Annotated in this window: 13 protein-coding genes and 1 pseudogene; 4 read left to right on the top strand and 10 right to left on the bottom strand. The window is 71.2% G+C overall.

Annotation, left to right across the window (positions count from 1 at the left end; genetic code table 11):
* Positions 1–814 precede the first annotated feature (814 nt).
* Entirely contained in the window at positions 815–4810 is a 3996-nt protein-coding gene (locus tag WMF26_RS04975; protein WP_437999353.1) for a protein kinase domain-containing protein, read from the bottom strand.
* 63 nt (positions 4811–4873) lie between these two features.
* On the opposite strand from WMF26_RS04975, the gene WMF26_RS04970 reads away from it, so the two are divergent.
* On the top strand, positions 4874–6517 hold the full coding sequence (locus WMF26_RS04970) for a cell wall anchor protein (protein WP_437999352.1): 1644 nt from the start codon (positions 4874–4876) through the stop codon (positions 6515–6517).
* A 73-nt stretch (positions 6518–6590) separates the two neighbouring features.
* Here the strand turns inward: WMF26_RS04970 and WMF26_RS04965 are convergent, their stop codons facing one another.
* Together WMF26_RS04965 and WMF26_RS04960 are read right to left on the bottom strand one after the other, a co-directional pair.
* Entirely contained in the window at positions 6591–7106 is a 516-nt protein-coding gene (locus WMF26_RS04965) for a hypothetical protein (protein WP_437999351.1), read from the bottom strand.
* A 32-nt stretch (positions 7107–7138) separates the two neighbouring features.
* Positions 7139–7633, bottom strand: a complete 495-nt coding sequence (locus WMF26_RS04960) for a hypothetical protein (protein WP_061626411.1) — start codon at positions 7631–7633, stop codon at positions 7139–7141.
* 345 nt (positions 7634–7978) lie between these two features.
* Here WMF26_RS04960 and WMF26_RS04955 point away from each other — a divergent pair, with 345 nt between their 5' ends.
* The gene (locus tag WMF26_RS04955; RefSeq protein WP_437999350.1) at positions 7979–8320 is read left to right on the top strand and encodes a hypothetical protein; all 342 of its coding nucleotides are present in this window, start codon (positions 7979–7981) and stop codon (positions 8318–8320) included.
* The gene (locus tag WMF26_RS04950; protein ID WP_437999349.1) at positions 8317–9651 is read left to right on the top strand and encodes a hypothetical protein; all 1335 of its coding nucleotides are present in this window, start codon (positions 8317–8319) and stop codon (positions 9649–9651) included. The genes WMF26_RS04955 and WMF26_RS04950 overlap by 4 nt, the downstream gene beginning before the upstream one ends.
* Here WMF26_RS04950 and WMF26_RS04945 read toward each other — a convergent pair.
* Both WMF26_RS04945 and WMF26_RS04940 read right to left on the bottom strand, forming a co-directional pair.
* A complete protein-coding gene (locus WMF26_RS04945; protein WP_437999348.1) occupies positions 9617–10324 on the bottom strand; it encodes a flavodoxin family protein in 708 nt (235 codons plus the stop codon). The two genes, WMF26_RS04950 and WMF26_RS04945, sit on opposite strands and share 35 nt — an antisense overlap.
* 129 nt (positions 10325–10453) lie before the next feature.
* Positions 10454–11347: a sigma-70 family RNA polymerase sigma factor gene (locus WMF26_RS04940; RefSeq protein WP_437999347.1), complete on the bottom strand. Its 894-nt coding sequence runs from the start codon at positions 11345–11347 to the stop codon at positions 10454–10456.
* A 656-nt stretch (positions 11348–12003) separates the two neighbouring features.
* On the opposite strand from WMF26_RS04940, the gene WMF26_RS04935 reads away from it, so the two are divergent.
* Positions 12004–13461 carry an endo-1,4-beta-xylanase gene (locus WMF26_RS04935; protein WP_437999346.1) on the top strand — a complete coding sequence of 486 codons (1458 nt, stop codon included), beginning with the start codon at positions 12004–12006 and terminating at the stop codon, positions 13459–13461.
* An 89-nt stretch (positions 13462–13550) separates the two neighbouring features.
* On the opposite strand, the gene WMF26_RS04930 is transcribed toward WMF26_RS04935, so the two are convergent.
* The 5 genes and pseudogenes from WMF26_RS04930 to WMF26_RS04910 form a co-directional block, all read right to left on the bottom strand.
* The gene (locus tag WMF26_RS04930) at positions 13551–14456 is read right to left on the bottom strand and encodes an NAD-dependent epimerase/dehydratase family protein (protein ID WP_437999345.1); all 906 of its coding nucleotides are present in this window, start codon (positions 14454–14456) and stop codon (positions 13551–13553) included.
* 17 nt (positions 14457–14473) lie between these two features.
* Positions 14474–14962: pseudogene (locus WMF26_RS04925) on the bottom strand (FAD-dependent oxidoreductase); the annotation flags it as partial.
* Position 14963: 1 nt separating this feature from the next.
* Positions 14964–16196 (bottom strand): CmlA/FloR family chloramphenicol efflux MFS transporter, encoded by a 1233-nt coding sequence (cml, locus tag WMF26_RS04920; protein ID WP_437999344.1) that lies wholly within the window; start codon positions 16194–16196, stop codon positions 14964–14966.
* 270 nt (positions 16197–16466) lie between these two features.
* Positions 16467–18143 carry a right-handed parallel beta-helix repeat-containing protein gene (locus WMF26_RS04915; RefSeq protein ID WP_437999343.1) on the bottom strand — a complete coding sequence of 559 codons (1677 nt, stop codon included), beginning with the start codon at positions 18141–18143 and terminating at the stop codon, positions 16467–16469.
* A 113-nt stretch (positions 18144–18256) separates the two neighbouring features.
* Positions 18257–19456 (bottom strand): leucine-rich repeat domain-containing protein, encoded by a 1200-nt coding sequence (locus tag WMF26_RS04910; protein WP_437999342.1) that lies wholly within the window; start codon positions 19454–19456, stop codon positions 18257–18259.
* Positions 19457–19631: the final 175 nt, after the last annotated feature.

Below are 19631 nucleotides of genomic sequence, written 5' to 3'. Positions count from 1 at the left end.
CGAGGGCGGTCGGGAAGCTGAGCAGCTCCGGGCCGGCTTTGTACGCGCACGGATCCTGCCCGGCGGCGGTGCCGCCGGTGCCGCCGTCAGTTGTGGTGGAGCGGCCGCCGCGACAGGCCGCGATCAGGAGCGCGCTCGTCAGAGCGGCGTTCAACCCACGATACAGCGAACCTCTTACCCTGCTCATGATACACGTCTCCGGCTGTGCGTAAGCTGTTGTATCCGTGTCGCGAATCCCTGGACGCGGTACGCGCCCGGTTGCGAGCCCCGTCGGGTGCGCCCGAGTAGCTCCCAGCCGCTGATCGCGATGCGATGAGTGGCCAAGCAAGAACAGAGCCATCGACTCTCGTACAGGCCTCATGCGCTCGCCGCCCCCAGCTCGGGCCGGGTGAGGAGGATACGAGGCGTGCGCCGGGCGGCCGCCGGCGCCCGTCTCGACCGATCAACGCACGTTGCGCCCCGCTGCGCGCGTCCCCGGGGACGCGCGTACGTCACCCCGCGACGCGGGCGCCTCCCTGCCGTTCACCCGCGCTCCTCCTCGCGGGCGCGCGGGGTGTTCGTGCGGAGACGCCCGATGCTGCGCGCGTGCGCGCACGTGCACGGTCATCTCGCGTGCGCGAACACCCGCACGGTCATCTCTCGTGTGCGCGCACGCGGCGCACGGTCATCTCGCGTGTGCGCGCACGCGCATGGCCATCTGCCATGCGCACGATGCCGACGAGCGCTCGTCCGATGGCGCGAACCGTGGTAGGCTGCCCCCGAAGTAGGGCGAGCCGACCTCAGGTGCGCGCGTGTCGGGGTCTGCCCGACGCGCCTACGCCCATGCGCTCGCCAGCCGGCGGGCGCGCGCGATCTCCGGCACACACGCCGTGTACCGCGCGCGCCAGGCCGCGTCGGGGATCGCCTCGGCCCGCGCCGCGATCCCGCGAATCGCTTCGCCGAGCGCCGCCCGCGCCTCGTCTTGCCTGCCGCCGGTCCAATACGCCTCCGCCAGCGCCACCCGCGCGTCGATCTCGACGTAGCCGCCGCCGCCCAGACACGCGAGCCCGGGCTCGATGCGGCTGGCCACGCGCGCCGCCTCATCGCGGTCACCCAGCTGGATCAGCCCGCGGACGAGCAACGCCGTCACCCAGAGCCGCCGCAGCGGGATGCGGGCGCACAGCGCATCTGCCTCGCGCGCCTGCCGCACGGCATCGTCGTACGAGCCACGCTGGAGGAGAACCTCTGCGCAGATCCCGTGGGCCCAGCCTCGGTATCCCACGCTCACCCCCGCAGCGCCGAGCAACGATCCGGCCATGTCGCTCGCTTCTCCCCATTTCGACGGATCCGATCCGCGCGAGAGCAGCGCCGCCAGGTGCAATGCGGATTGGCGTTGCGCAAACGGGATCGCGATGCGCTGCGCCAGCGCCACCGCCCGCCGCAGCGTGGCCTCGCCCGCCGCCGGATCGCCGAGCTCGGCCTCGGCCTGGCCGAGCCGGTTCAAGGCCGTGATCTGGTTCCTGAGATCCTCGATCGCCTGGAACGCCTCCACCGCCTGTCGCGTCAGCTGGAGCTGCCGCCACGGATCCCGCTCGAAGGCGCGGACGTAATCGCTGCGCCCGATGGCGAGCGCGCCCCTGAGATCGAGATCCAGGACGGGCAGCGCGGCCGCCAGCGCGTCCGCGCGATCGAGCAAGGCTTTGCAGAGCTCGCGGCGCCCGTAGGTCTGGAGCAGCGACGCGGCGAGCGGCGCCCAGAGCATGTATTCCCGGCCCGCTTCCGCGTCCGGTTGAAACTGGACGAAGCGGTCGGCCGTCTCCATGAAATCGTCCTCTGCGTCGAGGACGAGCGACGCCCACGCGCGGTGGAACAGCGCGATGCACGCCCACCGGCTCCCGCGCCCCGTGAGCGGCAGCGCAGCGGCGCTCGCCTGCTTCGCTGCATCGAACTCCGAGCGCCAGCAATGCGCCATCGCCCGCAGCGCCATCAGGTTGCCGAGGGTCTCGCCCTGCACGCCGCAGTCGACGCCGCGCTGCGCGCGCGCGAGGGCGCTCGCGAAGTCGCCGCGATCGCACGACTGGCGGCCCGCGCGCAGGTAATGGCACGCGGCCTGATCGAGCGCTCGCCCGCGCTGGAGATGCTCGGCCAGCACCACGGGATCCGGCTCCCCCGCCCGCTCCAGCCATTCCCCTGCCAGCCGGTGGCCGAGCACCCGATCCCCCTCGGTCAGCATGGCATACGCGCCCTCGCGCAGGAGCGCGTGCCGGAACGAGAGCTCCTCCTCCGCCGGAAAGCGGCTCTCGCGGCGGCGCACCAGGATCTCGAGCGCCACCAGCGCCTCGAGCCCGGCGGCGACCCGGCTCCGGCGCGCCTCGCCGCCGACGAGCGCCGCCACCCCTCCAGCCCAGCAGACCTCTCCGAAGACGCTCGCCGCGCGCAGGAGCCGCCGGGCCTCGTCGTCCAGCGCCCCGAGGCGCGACTCCACCATGGCGACCACCGTCCCCGGCACGTCCGGGCCTCGGCCCTCCGCGGTCCAGCGGATCAGCTCTTCCAGGTAAAACGCGTTGCCCTCCGACAGGCGCACGATCCGCGCGATTGCGTCGGCGTCCGCGCGTTCGCCCAGCACGTGCCGCGCGAGCCGCTCGCCCGCGCGCCGGCTCAGCTCGTTGAGCCGCAGCTCGTGCAGCCGCCGCCCCTCCCAGAGCTTCGGGAACAGCTCGCGCACCTCCGGCCGCGCCAGGGCGAGCACGAACAGCGGCCGATCCGAGAGGTCGCGCAGCGCCGCGTCGAGGAGCGACACCGTGGGTCGGTCGCCCCAGTGCAGATCCTCCAGCACGACGATCAGCGGGCCGCCGGCGACGATCGCAGCGAGGTAATCGAGGAAGGCGGCGCGCACCTGGTCCGCCATGCGCTGCGCGTCGCGGCGCGCGGCCCGGAGCGGCAGGCTGTCCTCGTCCGGGAAGGCAGCGCCCACGATCTCGCCGAGGAACTCCTCGACGCGCCGCCGGTGGCCGGGCGGCACCCGCGCCTCGATCTCTGCCGAGAGCTTCCGGCGCCGCACTTCGACCGGCTCGCCCTCGTGAATCCCGCACGCGCTCCGCAGCGCCTGGCCCAGCATGCCGAGGGGCGAGCCGGCCCGCAGCGCGTCGCCGCGCACCGCCCACACCGACACCCCCGCGCCCTGCCCCCGGATCTCCTGCAGGAACTCCTGCGCCAGGCGCGACTTGCCCACGCCGGGCGGCGCCGTCACCAGCGCCGCCTGCGCCGTGCTCTCCTCGATGCTCTCCATCACGAGCGCCCGGAGCATGCCGAGCTCGAGCTCTCGCCCCACGCACGGCGTGACCCTGCCGAGGAGCAGGCGCGTCCCCTCCGCGAGCGGGCGCTCGCCGTGCAGCGTGAAGAACCCCTCGCTCTCCCGCACCTCGAAGCGCGCGTCGAGCAGGCCAGCGACGACCTCGTCGATGATCGCCGCGCCCTCCGGGGCAACGTGGCGCGCCGTGGTGCTCGCGAGCCGCGCCGCCCGGTCGATCGCCGGCCCCATCGACCGCGCCGTCCGCTCCCCCCGCCCCATGGCCAGCGCCACGCGCCGGCCCGCGGCGCACCGGCGCAGCGCGAGCGCGCACCGCGCCGCTTGCGCGCACAGATCCGTCGCCGTCTCGGTGCCCGCCAGCATCACCACGACCGACCCGTCGAGCAAACGCTCGCTCCGGCCGCCATGCGCCTCGGCCTCGCGCAGGACGGCCTCGTCGCCGGGCGAGAGGATCAGGGTCGTGTCCCCGCCGAACGCCCTCACCTCGGCGTCCGCCGCCGCGCTCACCACGATCACCGCCACGGCGCGCTGCTCGCTGCTCGTGAGCGAGGGCGAGCGGGCCGAGCTCACGGCCGGCGACCGCGACGCATCCTCGAGCGCGCGCAGCGCCGCCGCCGCCGCGTGCCCGCCGAGAGGCCGCTCCTCCCGGCGCTTCGACAGCATGCTCCGGAGCAGATCGTCGAGCGCCTCGGGCACTCCGGTCCGCAGGGTTTGCAGGCGCGGCGTCTCCTCGAACAGCACCTTGGTCAGGATCGCCGCCACGTGTTGACCGCCGAACGCAGGCCTGCCCGTCAGACACTCGAACAGCACGCAGCCGAGGGAAAACACGTCCGCGCGAGCGTCGATGCTCGCCTCGCCCCGCGCCTGCTCGGGCGCCATGTACCCTGGCGTCCCGATCAGCACGCCCGGGCGCGTCATCCGCGTCGCCTGCCCGAGCCGCGCGATGCCGAAATCGAGCACCTTCACGCCGTCGAGGCGCCCCCCTGGCAAGAACAGATTGCTTGGCTTCAGGTCGCGGTGCACGACGCCGCGCTCGTGCGCAAAACCGAGGATGTCCGCGACCGTGGTCGCCAGCGCCACGCTCTCGTCGATCTCGAGCGGACCACGCGCGAGCCGCGCCGCGAGATCCTCGCCCTCGAGCCACTCCATGACCAAGTAGGGCATACCGTCGGCGCACGCCCCGTGCGCCACGTACCGGACCACGTGGGGATGCGACATGCCCGCGAGGATCTGCGCCTCTCGCTCGAACCTCGCCGCCTCCTCTGCGTCGCGCTGGGGCGAGAGCTTCACCGCCACCGCCTCGCGCGTCTCCTGGTCGTGCGCCTTCCACACCTCGCCCATGCCCCCCGCGTCCGCGCGGTGCTCAAGGCGGTAGCGTCCGGCCAAGACCGCTCCTTGCTCCACGATGGCAATTATCCGTCGACGCGGCGAGGGATGTAAAGAGGCTCGCCTCGGCGCCCCCCGCGCGGCGGCGCCGGCCGGCCGCGGCTGGACGCCGGACGTCGTGGGGCCGGGTTGCATCGCATGCTTTTTGTGGTTTAGTTGCGCCTCCTAAAAAACTTGCTTACCCGAAAGGAAACAACATTGATCTCGAGGAATCTCAGCGCCAGAGCTCTTCTCGTCGCCTCGATTTCGCTGCTCGGATGGGCTGGCTGCATCTCCGTCGATCACCAGGACACGGACTTCGACGGTGACGGCGCCGATGAAACAGGCGCGGCCGATCAGCCGCTCTCGACGGTGACCTTCCGCTCCAGCTCGACGGCGACCGGGAAGAACCTGACCGCGTTGACCCTCGCGAAGCCGGCGGGCGTCGCGCAAGGCGACGTCCTGCTCGCGCGCATCGCCATCCGGAACCAGGTGGGCGCGGTGATCGCTCCGCCGGCGGGATGGACGCTCCTCCGCTCGGATCAGAGCGCGTCCGCCCTCAAGTCGTGGGTCCTCTGGAAGGTGGCGAGCGGCGCGGAGCCCGCGAGCTACTCCTTCGGCTTCGACGTCTCGGCCTACCTGGCGGGCAGCATCGTGGCGTTCAGCGGCGCCGATCCCGCGAGCCCGATCGACGCGGCGAGCGGCCAGAAGAACGGCAACTCCGCGACCCTGGCCGCGCCCCCGGTCACCACCACGGCGGCGAACGGCGTCGCGGTCTGGTTCGGCACGCAGGTCTGGACGGGCTCGTCCTGCCCGGCGAGCCCGATCGTGCCGCCGTCGGGCTTCACCGAGCCGCTCGACACGTGCCTGCTCTCGTCATCGACGGGTCTCCTGTTCGACGCGGCGTACAAGCAGCTCGGCGCTGCGGGCTCGCAGCCGGCGTGGAGCGGCGCCTCTCCCTTCGCCAACACGAACACCGCGCAGGTCGTCGCGCTGAGGCCCGCCGGCGCTCCGAGCTGCTCCGCGGGCGATACGTTCGCAAGCACATCCACGACGGTCGGGAGCCTGACCTCGACGGCCATCGTGGAGATCTCCGGCCTCGCCGCGAGCCGCGTCAACCCCGGCATCCTGTACGCGCACAGCGAGAACAACGCGAACTTCGTCGCCATCCAGAAGACGAACGCGGCGGTCGTCGGGAGCTACGTTGCCGGCGTGTTCCCCTGGGACTGGGAGGACATCGCGACCGGTCCGTGCCCGGCGGGGAGCTGCATCTTCATGGGGGACATCGGCCGCATCAGCGGACACCCGCTGCCCTACCCGACGACCTTCGCCGTGGTCCGCATGAAGGAGCCGAACCTCGCCGCGGGGGAGACGAGCGGCACGGTGTCCGGCGATCGGTTCCCCTTCCAGTACCCGGACACGCCGCAGAACGCCGAGGCGCTGATGGTGCACCCGACGACGGGGGACATCTACGTCGTCACGAAGGAGGGCACGACCGGGGTCAGCAAGGTGTACAAGTTCCCGAGCCCGCTGCCGGCGCCTGGCACCCTGTCCACGCTGATTCACGTGGCCGACCTCCAGATGCCCCTCGGCCCGGACGAGAACTTCCGGTCGGTCACCGCCGGGGCGATCCACCCGTGCGCCGACCGGTTTCTGCTGCGCACCTACCGGGCGGTCTACGAGTACCGAGCGCCGGCCGGCGCGGGCTTCGAGGCGGCCTTCGCGGCGCCGCCCGTCGCGCTCACGGACACGGTCGAGGGTCAGGGCGAGTCGATCGAGTACGAGGCGGACGGCTCTGGGTATTTCACGATGACCGAACGGGAAGCCGCGCCATACCCGCTCAAGCGCGTGGCGCGCCAGTAGGCTCCGCGTCGAGGCGCCCGTCGACCGGCCGCGGTCGACGGGCCCGCGGACCGCGCGAAGCCGCGGGGCGGTTCTACGTTCTTCCGAACGAGTCCTCGTGGGACATCGTCACGTCGTCCACCGTCAAGGAAGACATGACGCTCTCGTAGCTCCGGAGCAGCATGCGGCACGAGACGGCGTCTGCGGGATCTCCCACCAGGAGATCCTTGCTGGCGTCGTCCCAGATGTCCGGACCGCGATCCGAGCTCACGGGGATGGGCCTGTCCCGGCGGTTGTACTTGATCCGCTCCAGCTTCGTGTTCGGCACCCGGACCCGCTCGAGATCGGCCTTCAGGTGCGATATCGCTCTGGCGAAGCGCTCCGAGAAGCACCGGCTCGCCTGACACATCGTCCTGACCACCTCGTAGGCGCCCAGCGTCCACAGCCACATGAGATCCGAGGCGCGCGCCCTCGCCTCGTGGGGAAAGGCCCCCTCGCTGGAGGCGCACGCGTCGAGGCCCTCGAGGATCTCCTTGGAGATCGACAGCAGGACCTGGTGCCGGCCGGACAGGTAGAACGAGAATGCCGCCAGCGGATGCGGGGTGGACATCTCTTCTCTTCGCGTGAGCAGGCGGGGTGCCGTCACGGCTCCGGCGGAGACGCGCGCAGCTCGTCGACGAGCTCCCGGAGCGCGCCCTCCAGCGCCGCCGGGTCGCTCGCGTCGATCTCCCAGTCCTTCCGGCTGTAGTACTTCGCGGCGCCCCGCGGGGCCCCGCTCAGATCGAGGCAGTAGTCGAAGCCCTTCGCGTCGCACGGCCGCGCGTCGAAGGCGACCTCGTGCTTCGACTTGTTCTGCGGGAAGAGCAGCTGCAGCTTGTCGCTACCGCGCAGCTCGTAACGGAACAGGGCATACGAGCCCTCGAACTGGGACGTGCGCCGGAAGATGCCGATCGGCTCGTCGGCGAGCATCACCATGAGCTCGATCTGGTCCGTGTCGTCCCTCGGGATCCGCTCGATCCAGAGGCGGCCGACCAGCGTCTTCGCGTCGGACCCGCGCGAGCTCAGGAGCCCGTAGCCGCCCGCGGCCGCCGCGAGGGCGATCGCCGCCGCCGTCATCATCTTGGAAACGCGGTTCATGGACGGCATCCTACCCCTTTCCGGCGCCGCGCGGGGCCCGGGCTCGAGGCCCCGCCGCGATCTTTCCTGCCGCGCCGCCGCGCTCCGCCGCGTTTCAGCGTCATGGTCCGGCGGGCGGAGCCTCCTGTCGCTCGAGCTCCGCGGTGTATCGGCTGCGCCGAAGGCGCTTCGGCTTGGGCGCGCGGCTGGAGCGGTGTCCAGTTTTCTGGATATCGCGTACACCGGAATGGACACGGTCGCGAGGCGAAAACGGCTGAAAGCCCGTGGCACGGATGTTGAACACGCAGGGACGGTCGTCGCCGCGAGCGCCGCCCCGGAGGGCGGCCGCGTGAAGAGGAGCGTTCCATGCCGAAGCTGCACTTCAAATTCGTCCTCGCGAAGCACATGGGGTTTCCGCCGCCGGAGGTCTTCGCCGCTGTCGATCTGAACTCGGACGGCCAGGCGCAGAACAACGAGAAGTTCGACCTGAAGCGAGACAAGCTCACATGGACCGGCGGAATCGAGTTCGCGTCGCCGACGAAGGTGGACCGGCTCGTGGTGATGGTTGCATTCATCGCCTCGCCCGGCGTGAAGTTCTCGATGGAGGTCCGGAAAGAGGGCCCGGAGGGAGCCATCCTGGCCAAGGGGGAGGACATCGTGCAGATGTTCCCCGAGGCGCGCTTCCTCATGCTGAAGGACGAGACATGAATCTCTCGTTCCGCCTCGCCCTGGGCTTGCAGGTCCTCTGCGTCGCCGGTCTCTCGTCCGCGCAGGAGCAGCCGCCGCTGCCACAGGTCGCGCAGGCGCCGCAGCCACAGGTCGCGCAGCCGCCGCAGCCCGTGGCCACGACGACGCCGGCCGCCGTGCCAGATCCGCCGCCGGTGGATGCCGCAGCGGCCGCGCTCCAGAAGGCAGCGGAAAAGCTGGACGCCGCCAGCAAGAAGCTCGACGCCGCCGCGGGCAAGCTGGCGCCGGCGTCCGCGGACGCGACGGAGCTCTTCTCCGGCAGGGCCCCCTGGAACGGCTTCGCGCTCAAGCTCGCCGAGAAGGACAAGAAGGCCATCGTGGGCGCTTCGGGGCCTCTGGACGGCGGGCGCTTCACGCTCACGGGAGAGCTCACCGTTCCCCTCGACGAGGAGACACGGCGTGCACCGCTGCTCGACGCCCGCGGGCGGCCGTCGCCGTTCCAGCTCAAGCTGTCCCTGGAGCGCAACTTCGTCGCGGAGGAGCTCCAGGAGTTCCTGAACACCAATCCGGGCGCTCAGGCGCTGCAGGAGGCCTGCAGGCTTTACATGGCTCAGCCTGGAAAGCCAGGCTCGATGTGCCCGTCCGACGACTTCTGGCGATGGATGCGCGACGAACCGGAGCTGACGCGCCAGGTGTTGACCGCGAACCCGGATCTCGCGCCGCATGCGCCCGAGGGTGTCTTCTCTCGCAGGGTCCCGATGGGCATGCGGTTCTCGTTCGGCCTCGAGCTCGCCGGCTCGTTCGACCGGCAGGACGTCTACGAGAGCGACGTCGCCGCGGAGGCGGTGGCAAAGAGCAAGTGGGAGTTCACCCCGAACCTCGTCGGCCGATATTACCCCACGACCTCCATGGCCATCCCCGTTCGCGTCGGCGCCACGGTCGGCGACGGGTACAAGGCCAAGGAGTTCGATCGCTGCAAGACGCTGACGAGCTCAGACACGGCCGTCACCGGGAAGCAATGCGCCAAGGCGCTGATGCTCGAGTCCGACGACTCCGTCGAGCTCACGGCGTTCATCGACGCTGCCGTCGTCTACGTGCCTCAGGCCTCGGTCTCCTGGGATTTGCAGCCGGGCGTCGAGGCGCGCGCGCGCCTCGACGGCCTGGGCGCGACGAAGCTGGCCCATTTTTACGGCACCCTGTTCGTGGCGCCGACGGATCGACCCATCGCGCTGCGGCTGGGCGCTGGGTTCGAATACGTCTACGCCATCGACGGCGACACGGGGTCCTCGCCGAGCTTCGGCGCGGGCGACACGTGGGTCATCCCCTTCGTGCTGGCGGGCGGCAGCCTCTGACGCCGCCACCCCCGAGGACGACGCGGCCGCACACGAGCTGACGCGCGACCTCGGCGACGCGGCGGCCGAGGTGCTCGGCCGTGCGCAGATCCGCCTCCGGCGGGGCGACGTCGGGGCCCTGGTCGACGTTCGACTGCGCGCCGGCGCCGAGCCAGAAGCCGAGTCGATTCAGGTCTTCCTCCGATCCCTTCGTGGAGTTGTTCGCGGGCGGCAGGCCGAGGTTGACCCAGTGCATGCCGTGCTGGGCGGCGAAGAGGGCGATCTGGATCAGCGTCGCCAGCTTGTCGCCGGAGCGGGAGCCCGAGTTGGTGAAGCCGGCCGCGACTTTGTCTCTCCAGCCGAAGCCCCTGGCCATGACCGCGCGGGAGCTCGCCTCCTGGAAGACCTTGAACGCCGCCGAGGCGCTCGCCATGTAGGTCGGCGCGCCGAAGACGATCGCGTCGGCGGAGGCCAGATCGCCCCAGCGCGCCTGCGCTTCCTCGACGGTCAGCAGCAGGGCCTCGGCGCCCTCCACCTGCTGCGCGCCTGCTCGGACGGCCTCGGCCTGCCGCCCGGTGTGGCCGTGGCCGCTGTGGTAGACGACCGCGACGCGGACCCCCGGCGAGGGCGCTTCTCCGCTCGCCGCCGGCCGCGCGCCCTGCTGCGCCCTGCGCTGCACCGTGTGCACACTCAACGTACTTCCTCCTTGGCTATCGCCGCCGGTCGCGGGCGCGTCCGGCGCGTCACCGCTCTGACGACGCGCGGCGAGGAAAGGTGACCGGCACGGGCGCGCGACCGCTAGCCGCCCCGCCCGCTCGGCCCGTCAGGGCGGCGCGGCGTCGACGACCGCGAGCCGGAGCCGGCGGAGGCGGGCCGGGTCGCCGATCGCGTCGATCGCGGCGATGCGGTCGCCCTCGATGGCGACCGCGAGGACGAGCTGCAGCCGCCCGCGCGGGGCGACGACGACGCCGACGGCGCCGTTCACGAGGGCGGGCCGGGCGAAGCGCGCCCGACCGGCGTTGGTGGCCGTCTCCTCGGCGACGCGCCGGGCGCCGCGCACCTCGGCCTCCGCGCCTCCCCGCAGCGCGGCGCGATCGGCGCGCCGGACGACGTCCGGGGCCAGCACCGCGAGCAGCGCGCCCAGATCGCCGGTGCGCGAGGCGACGAGGAACGCCTCCACGACCTCCCGCTGCCTGGCGAGCGCGGCGGCGGGCGCGGCGGCCCCGCCGCGCACGCGATGGCGGGCGCGGCTCGCCAGCTTCTTCGCGGCGGCCGGCGACCGGTCGACGATCGCGGCGATCTCGTCGAACGGGACGGCGAACAGGTCATGGAGCACGAAGGCGACGCGCTCGGCGGGCCCGAGCGTGTCGAGGACCACGAGCAACGCGAGCCCGACGGCGTCGGCCAGCGCCGCCTCGTCCTCGGGGCCGGAGGGCCCCTCGCGGTCGACCGCCTGATCCAGCTCGCCGATCTCGGTGAGCTCCTCGCGCCGGCGCCGGCGCGCGCGCAGCATGTCGAGGCAGACGCGGCCGAGGATCGTGGTCAGCCACCCCGTCACGTTGGCGACGTCGCTGGCGTCGGCGCGGCTGGCGCGCAGCCAGACCTCCTGCACCGCGTCCTCCGCCTCGTCCACCGAGCCGAGCATGCGGAACGCGACCGCCCGCAGGTGGCTGCGGGCCCGGTCGAGCTGCTCGGCCAGCTCGGCTTGACTGATCATCGGTCACCTTTCGTCGTCGCGGCTCGTCATACACCTCGTGAGAGGACGGCGCAACGTCGAGGGCTGTCGTCGCGAGGGGATGTCGGGAGCCGATCACGAGGCGACGAGCCGTGGAGATCACACCCGTCGTTCGCGCGCTCCCCCCGCCGCGCGGAGCCCTCGGCGCGCCCGAGCGCACAATGGGCGTCCTCCGCGCGGACGATTGGATGTTCGAGCCATCATCGCTTTTCCGGGAGGGCGGACGGCGCGCTCCGCGTTCCGTCGAGAGCCCGTCAATGCAACATGGCTGTACGGCAAAATCGGCTGCACGTGGCGATTGTCGCTCCTTCCACCAAAACACACGTGACTGCAACATGGCTGTACGACAAATCGTTGAAAGGCGCTTGACTCCGGCGCGCGCTTGCGTGCTTTATTCTCATGACATGCTCGGGCCCATCTCGCACCGGGCATGTCCGCGCAAGACTCACCTCGACAGCCACGGTGTGACCGGGCATACGACCCGTGCAAATGGGTGCACGCGGTCGTGGTGAACAGGCTTTGGCCGGGAATCATGCTGCCCCGGCCCATGGGCGGCGGGGCTCGCAGGCGCTTCTGGTTTACTTGTCCATCTTGAACAGAAGCCTGAGACCCGTCCGTCCGGATCATGGAGAACCTTGATGCGTATCGATCGCTTGCTTGGCCCTGTGTCCCTCTCCTTCGCGTGCGGCCTGCTCGCCTGCGCCGTCGAGCCAGCTGACCTGGAGGACAGCGAGGCGTACGAGTCCGCCGCGAGCAGCGCGGACAACACGATGAAGGCGGATCTCGCGCTCCAGTCGCAGTGGGGCAGCGGCTACTGCGCGAGCGTGACGGTGACGAACACGAGCACCGGCCGGTCCACCTCCTGGGGCCTGGTCGTCGGGCTCAACGGCTCGACGTTGGCCAACCTGTGGAACGGGCGCTCCTCGGCCTCGGGCGGGCAGCTGACCGTCACCAACGAGAGCTACAACGGGGCGCTGGGCGCGGGCCAGTCGACGTCGTTCGGGTTCTGCGCGAACGGCACCGGGATGCCGACGATCGTCTCGGTCAACGGCAACGGGGGCACGGGCACCGGCACGACCACCTCGTCGTCGAGCAGCTCGTCCAGCAGCAGCTCGAGCTCGTCGTCGAGCAGCTCGTCCAGCAGCGGCGCGGGCGGCTCCGGCGGCGCCGGCGGCTCGGGTGGCGCCGGCGGCTCGGGCGGCTCGGGCGGCTCGGGCGGCTCCGGCGGCGGCACCACCGGGAAGTTCGTCGGCAACATCACGACGAGCGGCTCCGTGCGCAACGGCTTCGCGAACTACTGGAACCAGATCACGCCCGAGAACGAGGGCAAGTGGGGCGAGGTCGAGCGGTCGCGCGGCGTCCGCGACTGGAGCAGGCTCGACGCGATCTACAAGTACGCGAAGGACAACAAGATCATCTTCAAGCACCACGTGTTCGTGTGGGGTGCCCAGCAACCCAGCTGGCTCGGGGGCCTGTCCGGCTCGGATCAGCAGGCGGCCGTGAGGGACTGGATGCGGTCGTTCTGCGCGCGATACCCCGACACGAAGTACATCGACGTCGTCAACGAGCCGCCGCCCCACACCACGCCTTCCTACAAGAACGGCATCGGCGGCGACGGCGCCAGCGGCTACGACTGGATCGTCAACTCGTTCAAGTGGGCCCGCGAGTTCTGCCCGGGCGCGGTCCTGATCCTCAATGACTACAACAACATCGAGTACGAGAACGATCACCAGAACTTCATGCGGATCGCGCGGGCGGTGATCAACGCGGGCGCCCCCGTCGACGCGCTCGGCGCGCAGGCCCACGACGCCTACAAGATCAACACGAACACCGTGAAGGGGTACATCGACAAGCTCGCCTCGCTGGGCAAGCCCGTGTACATCACCGAGTACGACATCGGCATCGCGGACGACAACCAGCAGAAGAGGGTGATGGAGGAGCAGTTCACGATGTTCTGGAACCACCCCTCCGTGAAGGGCATCACGCTGTGGGGTTACATCGTCGGCGCCACCTGGCGGGACAACACGGGCATCCAGCACTCGAACGGCACCATGCGGCCGGCCATGAGCTGGCTCATGAACTTCCTCGGCCGCTGACGAGCCGCCGCCCCGGCCGCCGAGCCCGGTGATCCGTGGCTCGGCGGCGCGGCTCTCGGAGCCCCAGCCCTTCGCGCGGCGCGGGAGGCCTACGCCGCCAGCTCGGCCGAGATCCACGCCAGGAGCGACGGGCATTGCGGAGCCCATCCGAGCTCACGACGGGCGCGAACGGCCCGAACACGACTGTTCGAGCCCAAGAGGTAACGCGCCGGGATCTCGCCCCACAGGGCCGTCGCTTGCTGGAGGCTGCAGTTCCGGATCGGACTGAGACGCAAGCGCGCGGCGATGGCCGCGGCGATCTCCTCGAACGAGGCTTCGCCGGCCTCGACGAAGTAGAACGCGCCGGCGGGAGCACCGCGGAGCGCCAGCGCATAGAGCGACGACATGTCGCGTACGTGCACGTTCGACCATCGATTGACGCCCCTGCCAACGACGCACACCGCGCCGACCTCGCGGGCCGCCCTGACGAGCATCGGGACCTGGACGCTCTCCGCGCGCAGGCCGAGGCCGATGCCGTAGACCATCGCGTTGGACAGGACGACGCCGCGCACGCCCACCCGTGCTGCATGGAGGACCTGGACCTCCACCTCACGCAAGGCCTTCTGCATGGGATGCCCCCCCTCGACGATCGGCTCGTCATCGCTGGAGATTCGCTCGCTGACGACGTCGCCGCACGCGTCCTCCGACACGAGGCCGATCCCGCTGCTGTGGATCAGCGCCTTACCAGAACCTTCCAGTCCGCGCAGAAGCGCCGTCACCACGTCGCCGCGGAGGCTGTCTGCGGCGTTGACCACGGCGTCCGCTCGGCGCGCCTCGGCCTCGAGCAGCCCATGGTCGCTCAAGTCGCCGAGCACCGCGCCGATGCCCTGCGCCTCGAGCGATGCCGCCAGCTCGCGGCGCCGGACCAAGCCTCGAACCGAGTGTCCCTGCTCGGTGAGGTGCTTGGCAACAGAGCCGCCGATGTACCCCGTTGCTCCCGTGAGGAAGATCTTCATTCCGGTCCTCCGGACCCCTCCACGCTCGGGTACGCCGCGAGCTCTCGGCGGCCGATCGCCCGGAGCTCGTCCGGCGGCGTCCCGTCGCGCGTGACGAAGTTGTGGATGTGCTCCGCGGCGGCGTTCCTGCGAGCCCCCGCATCGCAGAGCAGGACACGCTTGCGCGCGCGGCCGAGGGCCAGCGCGGCGGAGAGCCCGGCGGGGCCGCCTCCCACGATGACGACGTCGTATGACATGTTGGCTTTCCTCGCAGAGGGTGATGGTCGCGAAGCTCCGCGACCCGATGCGCAGCCCGGGACGGCCAGGGCGGTGCCGAGCGCCGCGCCCGCCCGAAGCCACGCGCGTCGCGTGAGCCGCGGGTCGTCGGTCTCGCTCGCCATGTCCCCGTCGTAGCTCCGCGCGCGGAGGCCCTGAAGGGCGGGGCTTTCGGTCCGATCGACGAGGTTTTCGATGGGGTCCCGCTGGAGCGGGAGGAGGAGAGGCTCCTCCTCCCGCTGGCGAAGCACCTTACGTCTCGCGAGCGCGCGCCGGATCCGGCGAGACGGCGGTCGCCGGGGACCTCTCCACGCGCCGGACGAGGCCCAGCACGACCACGGCCATGAGCGTGCAATAGGCCGAGAGCGGCCACGCCGTGTCCCCAGGCAGCAGGACGACCAGCGTCGTTCCGACGATCCCCACGACGAGGCTCTCGATGCAGTAGTAGAGCGCGGTCGCGGTGCCCGCGACGTGGCCGAAGCGCTGGAGCGCGCCGTTGGCCGCCACCGAATTCGCGAAGACGATGCCGATCGCGATGATCCACATGGGCGGGACGAAGGTCCAGAACGACGGGGCGGCGATCCCCTGTCCGACGGCCAGCAGCGCGGCGCCCAGGAGCAGCATCCCCATCCCGCGGACGAGGCTCCCGGCCCTCCCCCACCGCGCCACGAACCGCTTCGCGAACCGGGTCGTCGCGATCATGACGAGCGCGACGGTGGCAAACAGGAGGCTGAAGGCGAGCTGCGAGAAGCCTGCCCGATCGATCAGGACGCGCGACGCCGTCGAGAAGAAGACGAAGAACGCGCCCATGGCCGCGCTGAAGCCGAGCGTGTAGGTCCAGAACGAGGCGTCCGTCAGGATCTCGCCGAACGCGGCGCGCGGCCTCGACGCGTGCAGGGGCCGGGTCTCGCGCCACCTCGGCGCGGCGTTCAGCGCAGCCGCGGTGGCGGCGGCGCCGAGCGCGACGAAGATCGCCCGCCAGCCGAGGTGGTCCGCGAGCAGCGCGCCGATCACGGGCCCGAGCGCGGGCACGAACGCCAGCATCGAACCGAACAGGCTGTAGATCACCGCCCCCTCGGCGCGCTCCGCGTAGACGTCGCGCACCGTCGCGAAGGTCGCGACGAGCGCCGCGGCCGCGCCCATCGCCTGGAGGACGCGGAGGGCGACGAACGCCGCGGCGGACCCGGCGCCCGCGAGCAGAAACGACGCGGCGGCGAACAGGACGGCGCCGCCGAGCAGGACCGGCCGCCGGCCCACCCGGTCCGAGATGGGCCCGAACACGAGCTGCCCCGCGCCCAGGACGACCATGTAGAGGCTCAACGTCAGCTGAACGACCGACGGCGACGTGCCGAGGATGCCTGGCATGCTCGGCACCACCGGCAGATAGACATCCATGGCCAGCGAGGCCAGGAGGTCGAACGGGGCCATCAGCAGCAGCGCTGCGGACAGCGAGAGATTCCAATGTGTTGAACGATTTCGAGGCACGACGATACACCCGCGCAAATGGTGGACATTCGGCGGCGATCTGCCTCAAGGACGGCGCTCGTCGGACGATCGAGAGCAGATAGCCGCAGCAACGAATTCAGGGGTTGCTGCGGCTCACTCGTCTGACTGGGCTGTATCCATCCTTACACCTCGGCCTGCGTTCCTCGCAGGCGACCAGAGAATAGCGGTGTTCGAGCGGTCCGTCGAGGGATCGCGCGAGCTCGACGCCGGCCGCTCTCGGCGGCCATGCGGCGACGACCCGCGCTCGCCTCAGGGGGGAGGCCAGCGGACGCCGAGGCCCTGGTGCGGCGAGTCGGCGCTCAGGCGGACGTCGTCCGCGGGGGGCGGGAGCGCGCGCCACGCGTCGGGGTGCTGGTCGGGCTGCTTGCCGTGGCTCTCCTCGAGCGCCTCGTAGAGCGCGCCCTGGTGGAGGACGTAGGCGCCCTTCGGGTACACAACGGCGCGCTCGTCGGGGCTGAGCGTCGCGCGGTCGGTCCACCACTCCAGGCGGCGGTAGTCCTCGTCGATGGCGCCCACCATGAAGTCGCGGAAGCGCGCCCGGGGCACCGCGACCGTGGGGTTGTCCTCGGCCGTCACGCTGTCGAAGAGCCACTTGATGAACGGATAGGGCCCGTCCACCCGGTTGTCCCGGAGGATGTGCGGATTTGGCGCGTTGCTCCCCACGCCGAAGACCTGCACCGGCTCCTCCGTGTCGGGGTACACCTCGCCGTAGTTGAAGTGGAACCCCAGGAACACGTTGCGCTCGAACCGTATCATGGCCCCGGTGTCCACCGCGTGCGTGTACACGCCGCTGAGCGAGGTGTCGGCGAAGTAGTTGTCCGTGAACGAGATCGTGTCTCCGGGCGAGCGCGGGTCCTGGTCCACGCGGGTCGGGAACAGCTCGACGAAGAGGTCGCCCGTCCCGATCACGATGTTGTGGTGGAAGGTCGAGCTGCCGTAGCGCTGGCCGAACTGCACGTTGCCGTCCTGGTAATGGTCGAACGCCGACCGCCACCGGACCGCCCCGGGTCCGAGGACGTTGTGGTGGATCTCGCAGTCGGACCCGAGCTGGCCGACCTGCAGCGCCTCGGTGCCGGTGCGGAGAAGCCGGTTGTCGTACACCTCGAGGCGCTCGAACGCGTGCTGCGGCTGCGCCTGCGTGCTGCCGAAATAGATGCCCTCGGACCCGACGTCGTGCACGTAGAGGTCGTGGACCTTCACGTTGCGCATCGTGGCCTGCCCGTCGTCGTCGGTCTTGGCGATGACCCCGGCGAACTCGACGCGCGCGACCTCGATGACCTCCAGCTCGAAGTCCGACGCGCCGCCGCCGATGGCCAGCCCGGACAGGCCCTCCTTGCTGAACGCGTCGTCGATGAAGATGCCGTAGGTGCCCTGGCTGTGGGCGAAGCCGCCCTCGGCGTGCCCGCGGAACCCCGCGTCGCCGGTCTTCGAGACGGGATCGTGGCGGCCGGTCAGGATCCAGCCCTTTCCGCCCTTCAGCACGAACAGGTGATTGGCGGCGTCGCAGCCGACCTTGACCTGACCGCCGAGGTTCGTGATGACGAGCGGGCGCTCGGCGCTGCGCTCGGGCAGGCCGCCGAGCAGGATGCTCCGGTACTCGCCGGCCGGGATGTAGAGCCGATCGAGCGCGCTCCAGTCGACCTCCGGGAACGCCTCGGCGAGGTCGGGGACCGCGATCGCGGGGCGCTCGCCCTCCTTCGGGGCCGGCGCCGGCAGCGTGAAGGTGGTCCTGGGCTCGCCGAAGCGGCCGTAGGACGGGACGCCGGGCGCCTCGCCGCCGGCCCCGGCGCCGCTCGCCCCGGCGGCCCCGCCGGCGCTGCCCGCGCCCGCCGAGGCGCCTCCGGCGCCGGCCGCGGACATCGCCTCCTCGCCGCCGCACGCCGCCATGGCGACGAGCAGGGCCCCTATCCTCGCGCTTTGCCTCATACGATGGAGAATACACTCAAGGCCGCGCCGCGGAGCGCGGTCCCTCCGGCGCAGGCTTGAAATTTCGGGTCAGCGTCGCCCGACGATGAAGCTGCGCCTCGCCGGGGGCGGCGTCATAGACAGGTCGAGCCGAGGTTCGTTCCACGCGCCCTGAGCTCGGCGATGTTGCTCGCCTGAGCGACGCAGTCGATCGGGTTGCCGCCCACGTTCAGGGAGACCCCTGCGCCGATGCTCGGGTTGGCGACGAGGGGCGACAGGTCGGACACCGAGTTGCTCAAGAGCGTGATGTAGAACAGGTGAGGAAGGCTCGAGAGCGGAGACAGATCGGAGATGCGGTTCGAGGTGAGCAACACCTGGCGCAGGTTCGTCATGGTCGACAGGGCCGAGATGTCGCTGATCCCCGCCTCGTTCGCCACGAGGACGTGGAGCGCCTCCAGACCAGCCAGCGGCGCCAGCGTCGGGAGCGGGGCGCCGCCGAGGTACAGCTGAGTGAGGTTGACCAGCGAGCCGAGCGGGCCGAGATCGCCGATCGGATTCGCGATCAGCCGCAAGGTGAGCAGCTCGGTCATCGCGCCGACGACGGTCACGTCCGAGATCTCGTTGTTCGACAAACCCAGGTGCTCCAGCTTGAGGAGCGAGGACAGCGGCGCGATGTCCGAGATCTGGTTGGACCCGAGCTCGAGGTAGCTCAGCTCCGTGAGCGAGGACAGCGGCGTGACGTCGGTCACGAGGTTCCCGGTGAGGTCCAGCGCGATGAGCGAGCTGATGCAGTCGAGGCCGGAGAGCGACTGGATATCGCGGTACCTGGCGTCGATGAAGTCGAGCGACGCGACGTCGGCCGGGAGGAGCGGGCCGTCCGGCATGCCCGCGGCCTCGCGCACGGCTGCCTCGAGCGCCGCATCGGCGAACGCGAGCGGTCCGGCGCACGCTTCGCCGCCGCCCGTGCCGCCAGCGCCGCCGCCCACGCCCGTGTCGCCCGCGCCCGTGCCGCCCGCGCCCGTGCCGCCCGCGCCCGTGCCGCCCGCGCCGCCGACGCCCCCCGTGCCGCCGGCGCCAGCGCCCCCGACGCCCGTGCCACCGCCGCCAGCGCCACCCGTGCCGCCGGCACCGCCGCTGCCGCTGCCGTCCGTCCCAGGCTCCTCCACAGGGTCCGTCGACCCGCCAGCGCCCTCGCCGGTCGTGACGCCAGCAGGATCATCCGTACCGCTCGCGCCCGGCACCGGATCAACGGCGATCCACCCGCACCCGGTGCTCGCCGCTCCGGTCAGGAGCGCAATACTCAACCATCGGCCGACGCTGTCTAGATTGTACATATCCCCTCGTACTTAATAAGGTCAGACAGAGCGCCGCCCCGTCGAGCACGGGGATCGGCGAGCAAGCTGCACGGGAAGGAAGCGCGCCTCTCAAAGCACGAGAGATGCCAGCCATGCCTGCGCGTCGCTCCGGCCCGGAAGAGCGATGGGCACCGCGTACCGCGGAGCGCCTGGG

Origin of the sequence: Sorangium sp. So ce185 (genome assembly GCF_051526825.1) — a bacterium.
In the GTDB taxonomy this organism is placed as follows: Bacteria; Myxococcota_A; Polyangia; order Polyangiales; family Polyangiaceae; genus Sorangium; species Sorangium cellulosum_D.
The sequence above is the reverse complement of the archived record's forward strand: the minus strand, read 5'-3'. Positions and strand labels throughout refer to the sequence as shown.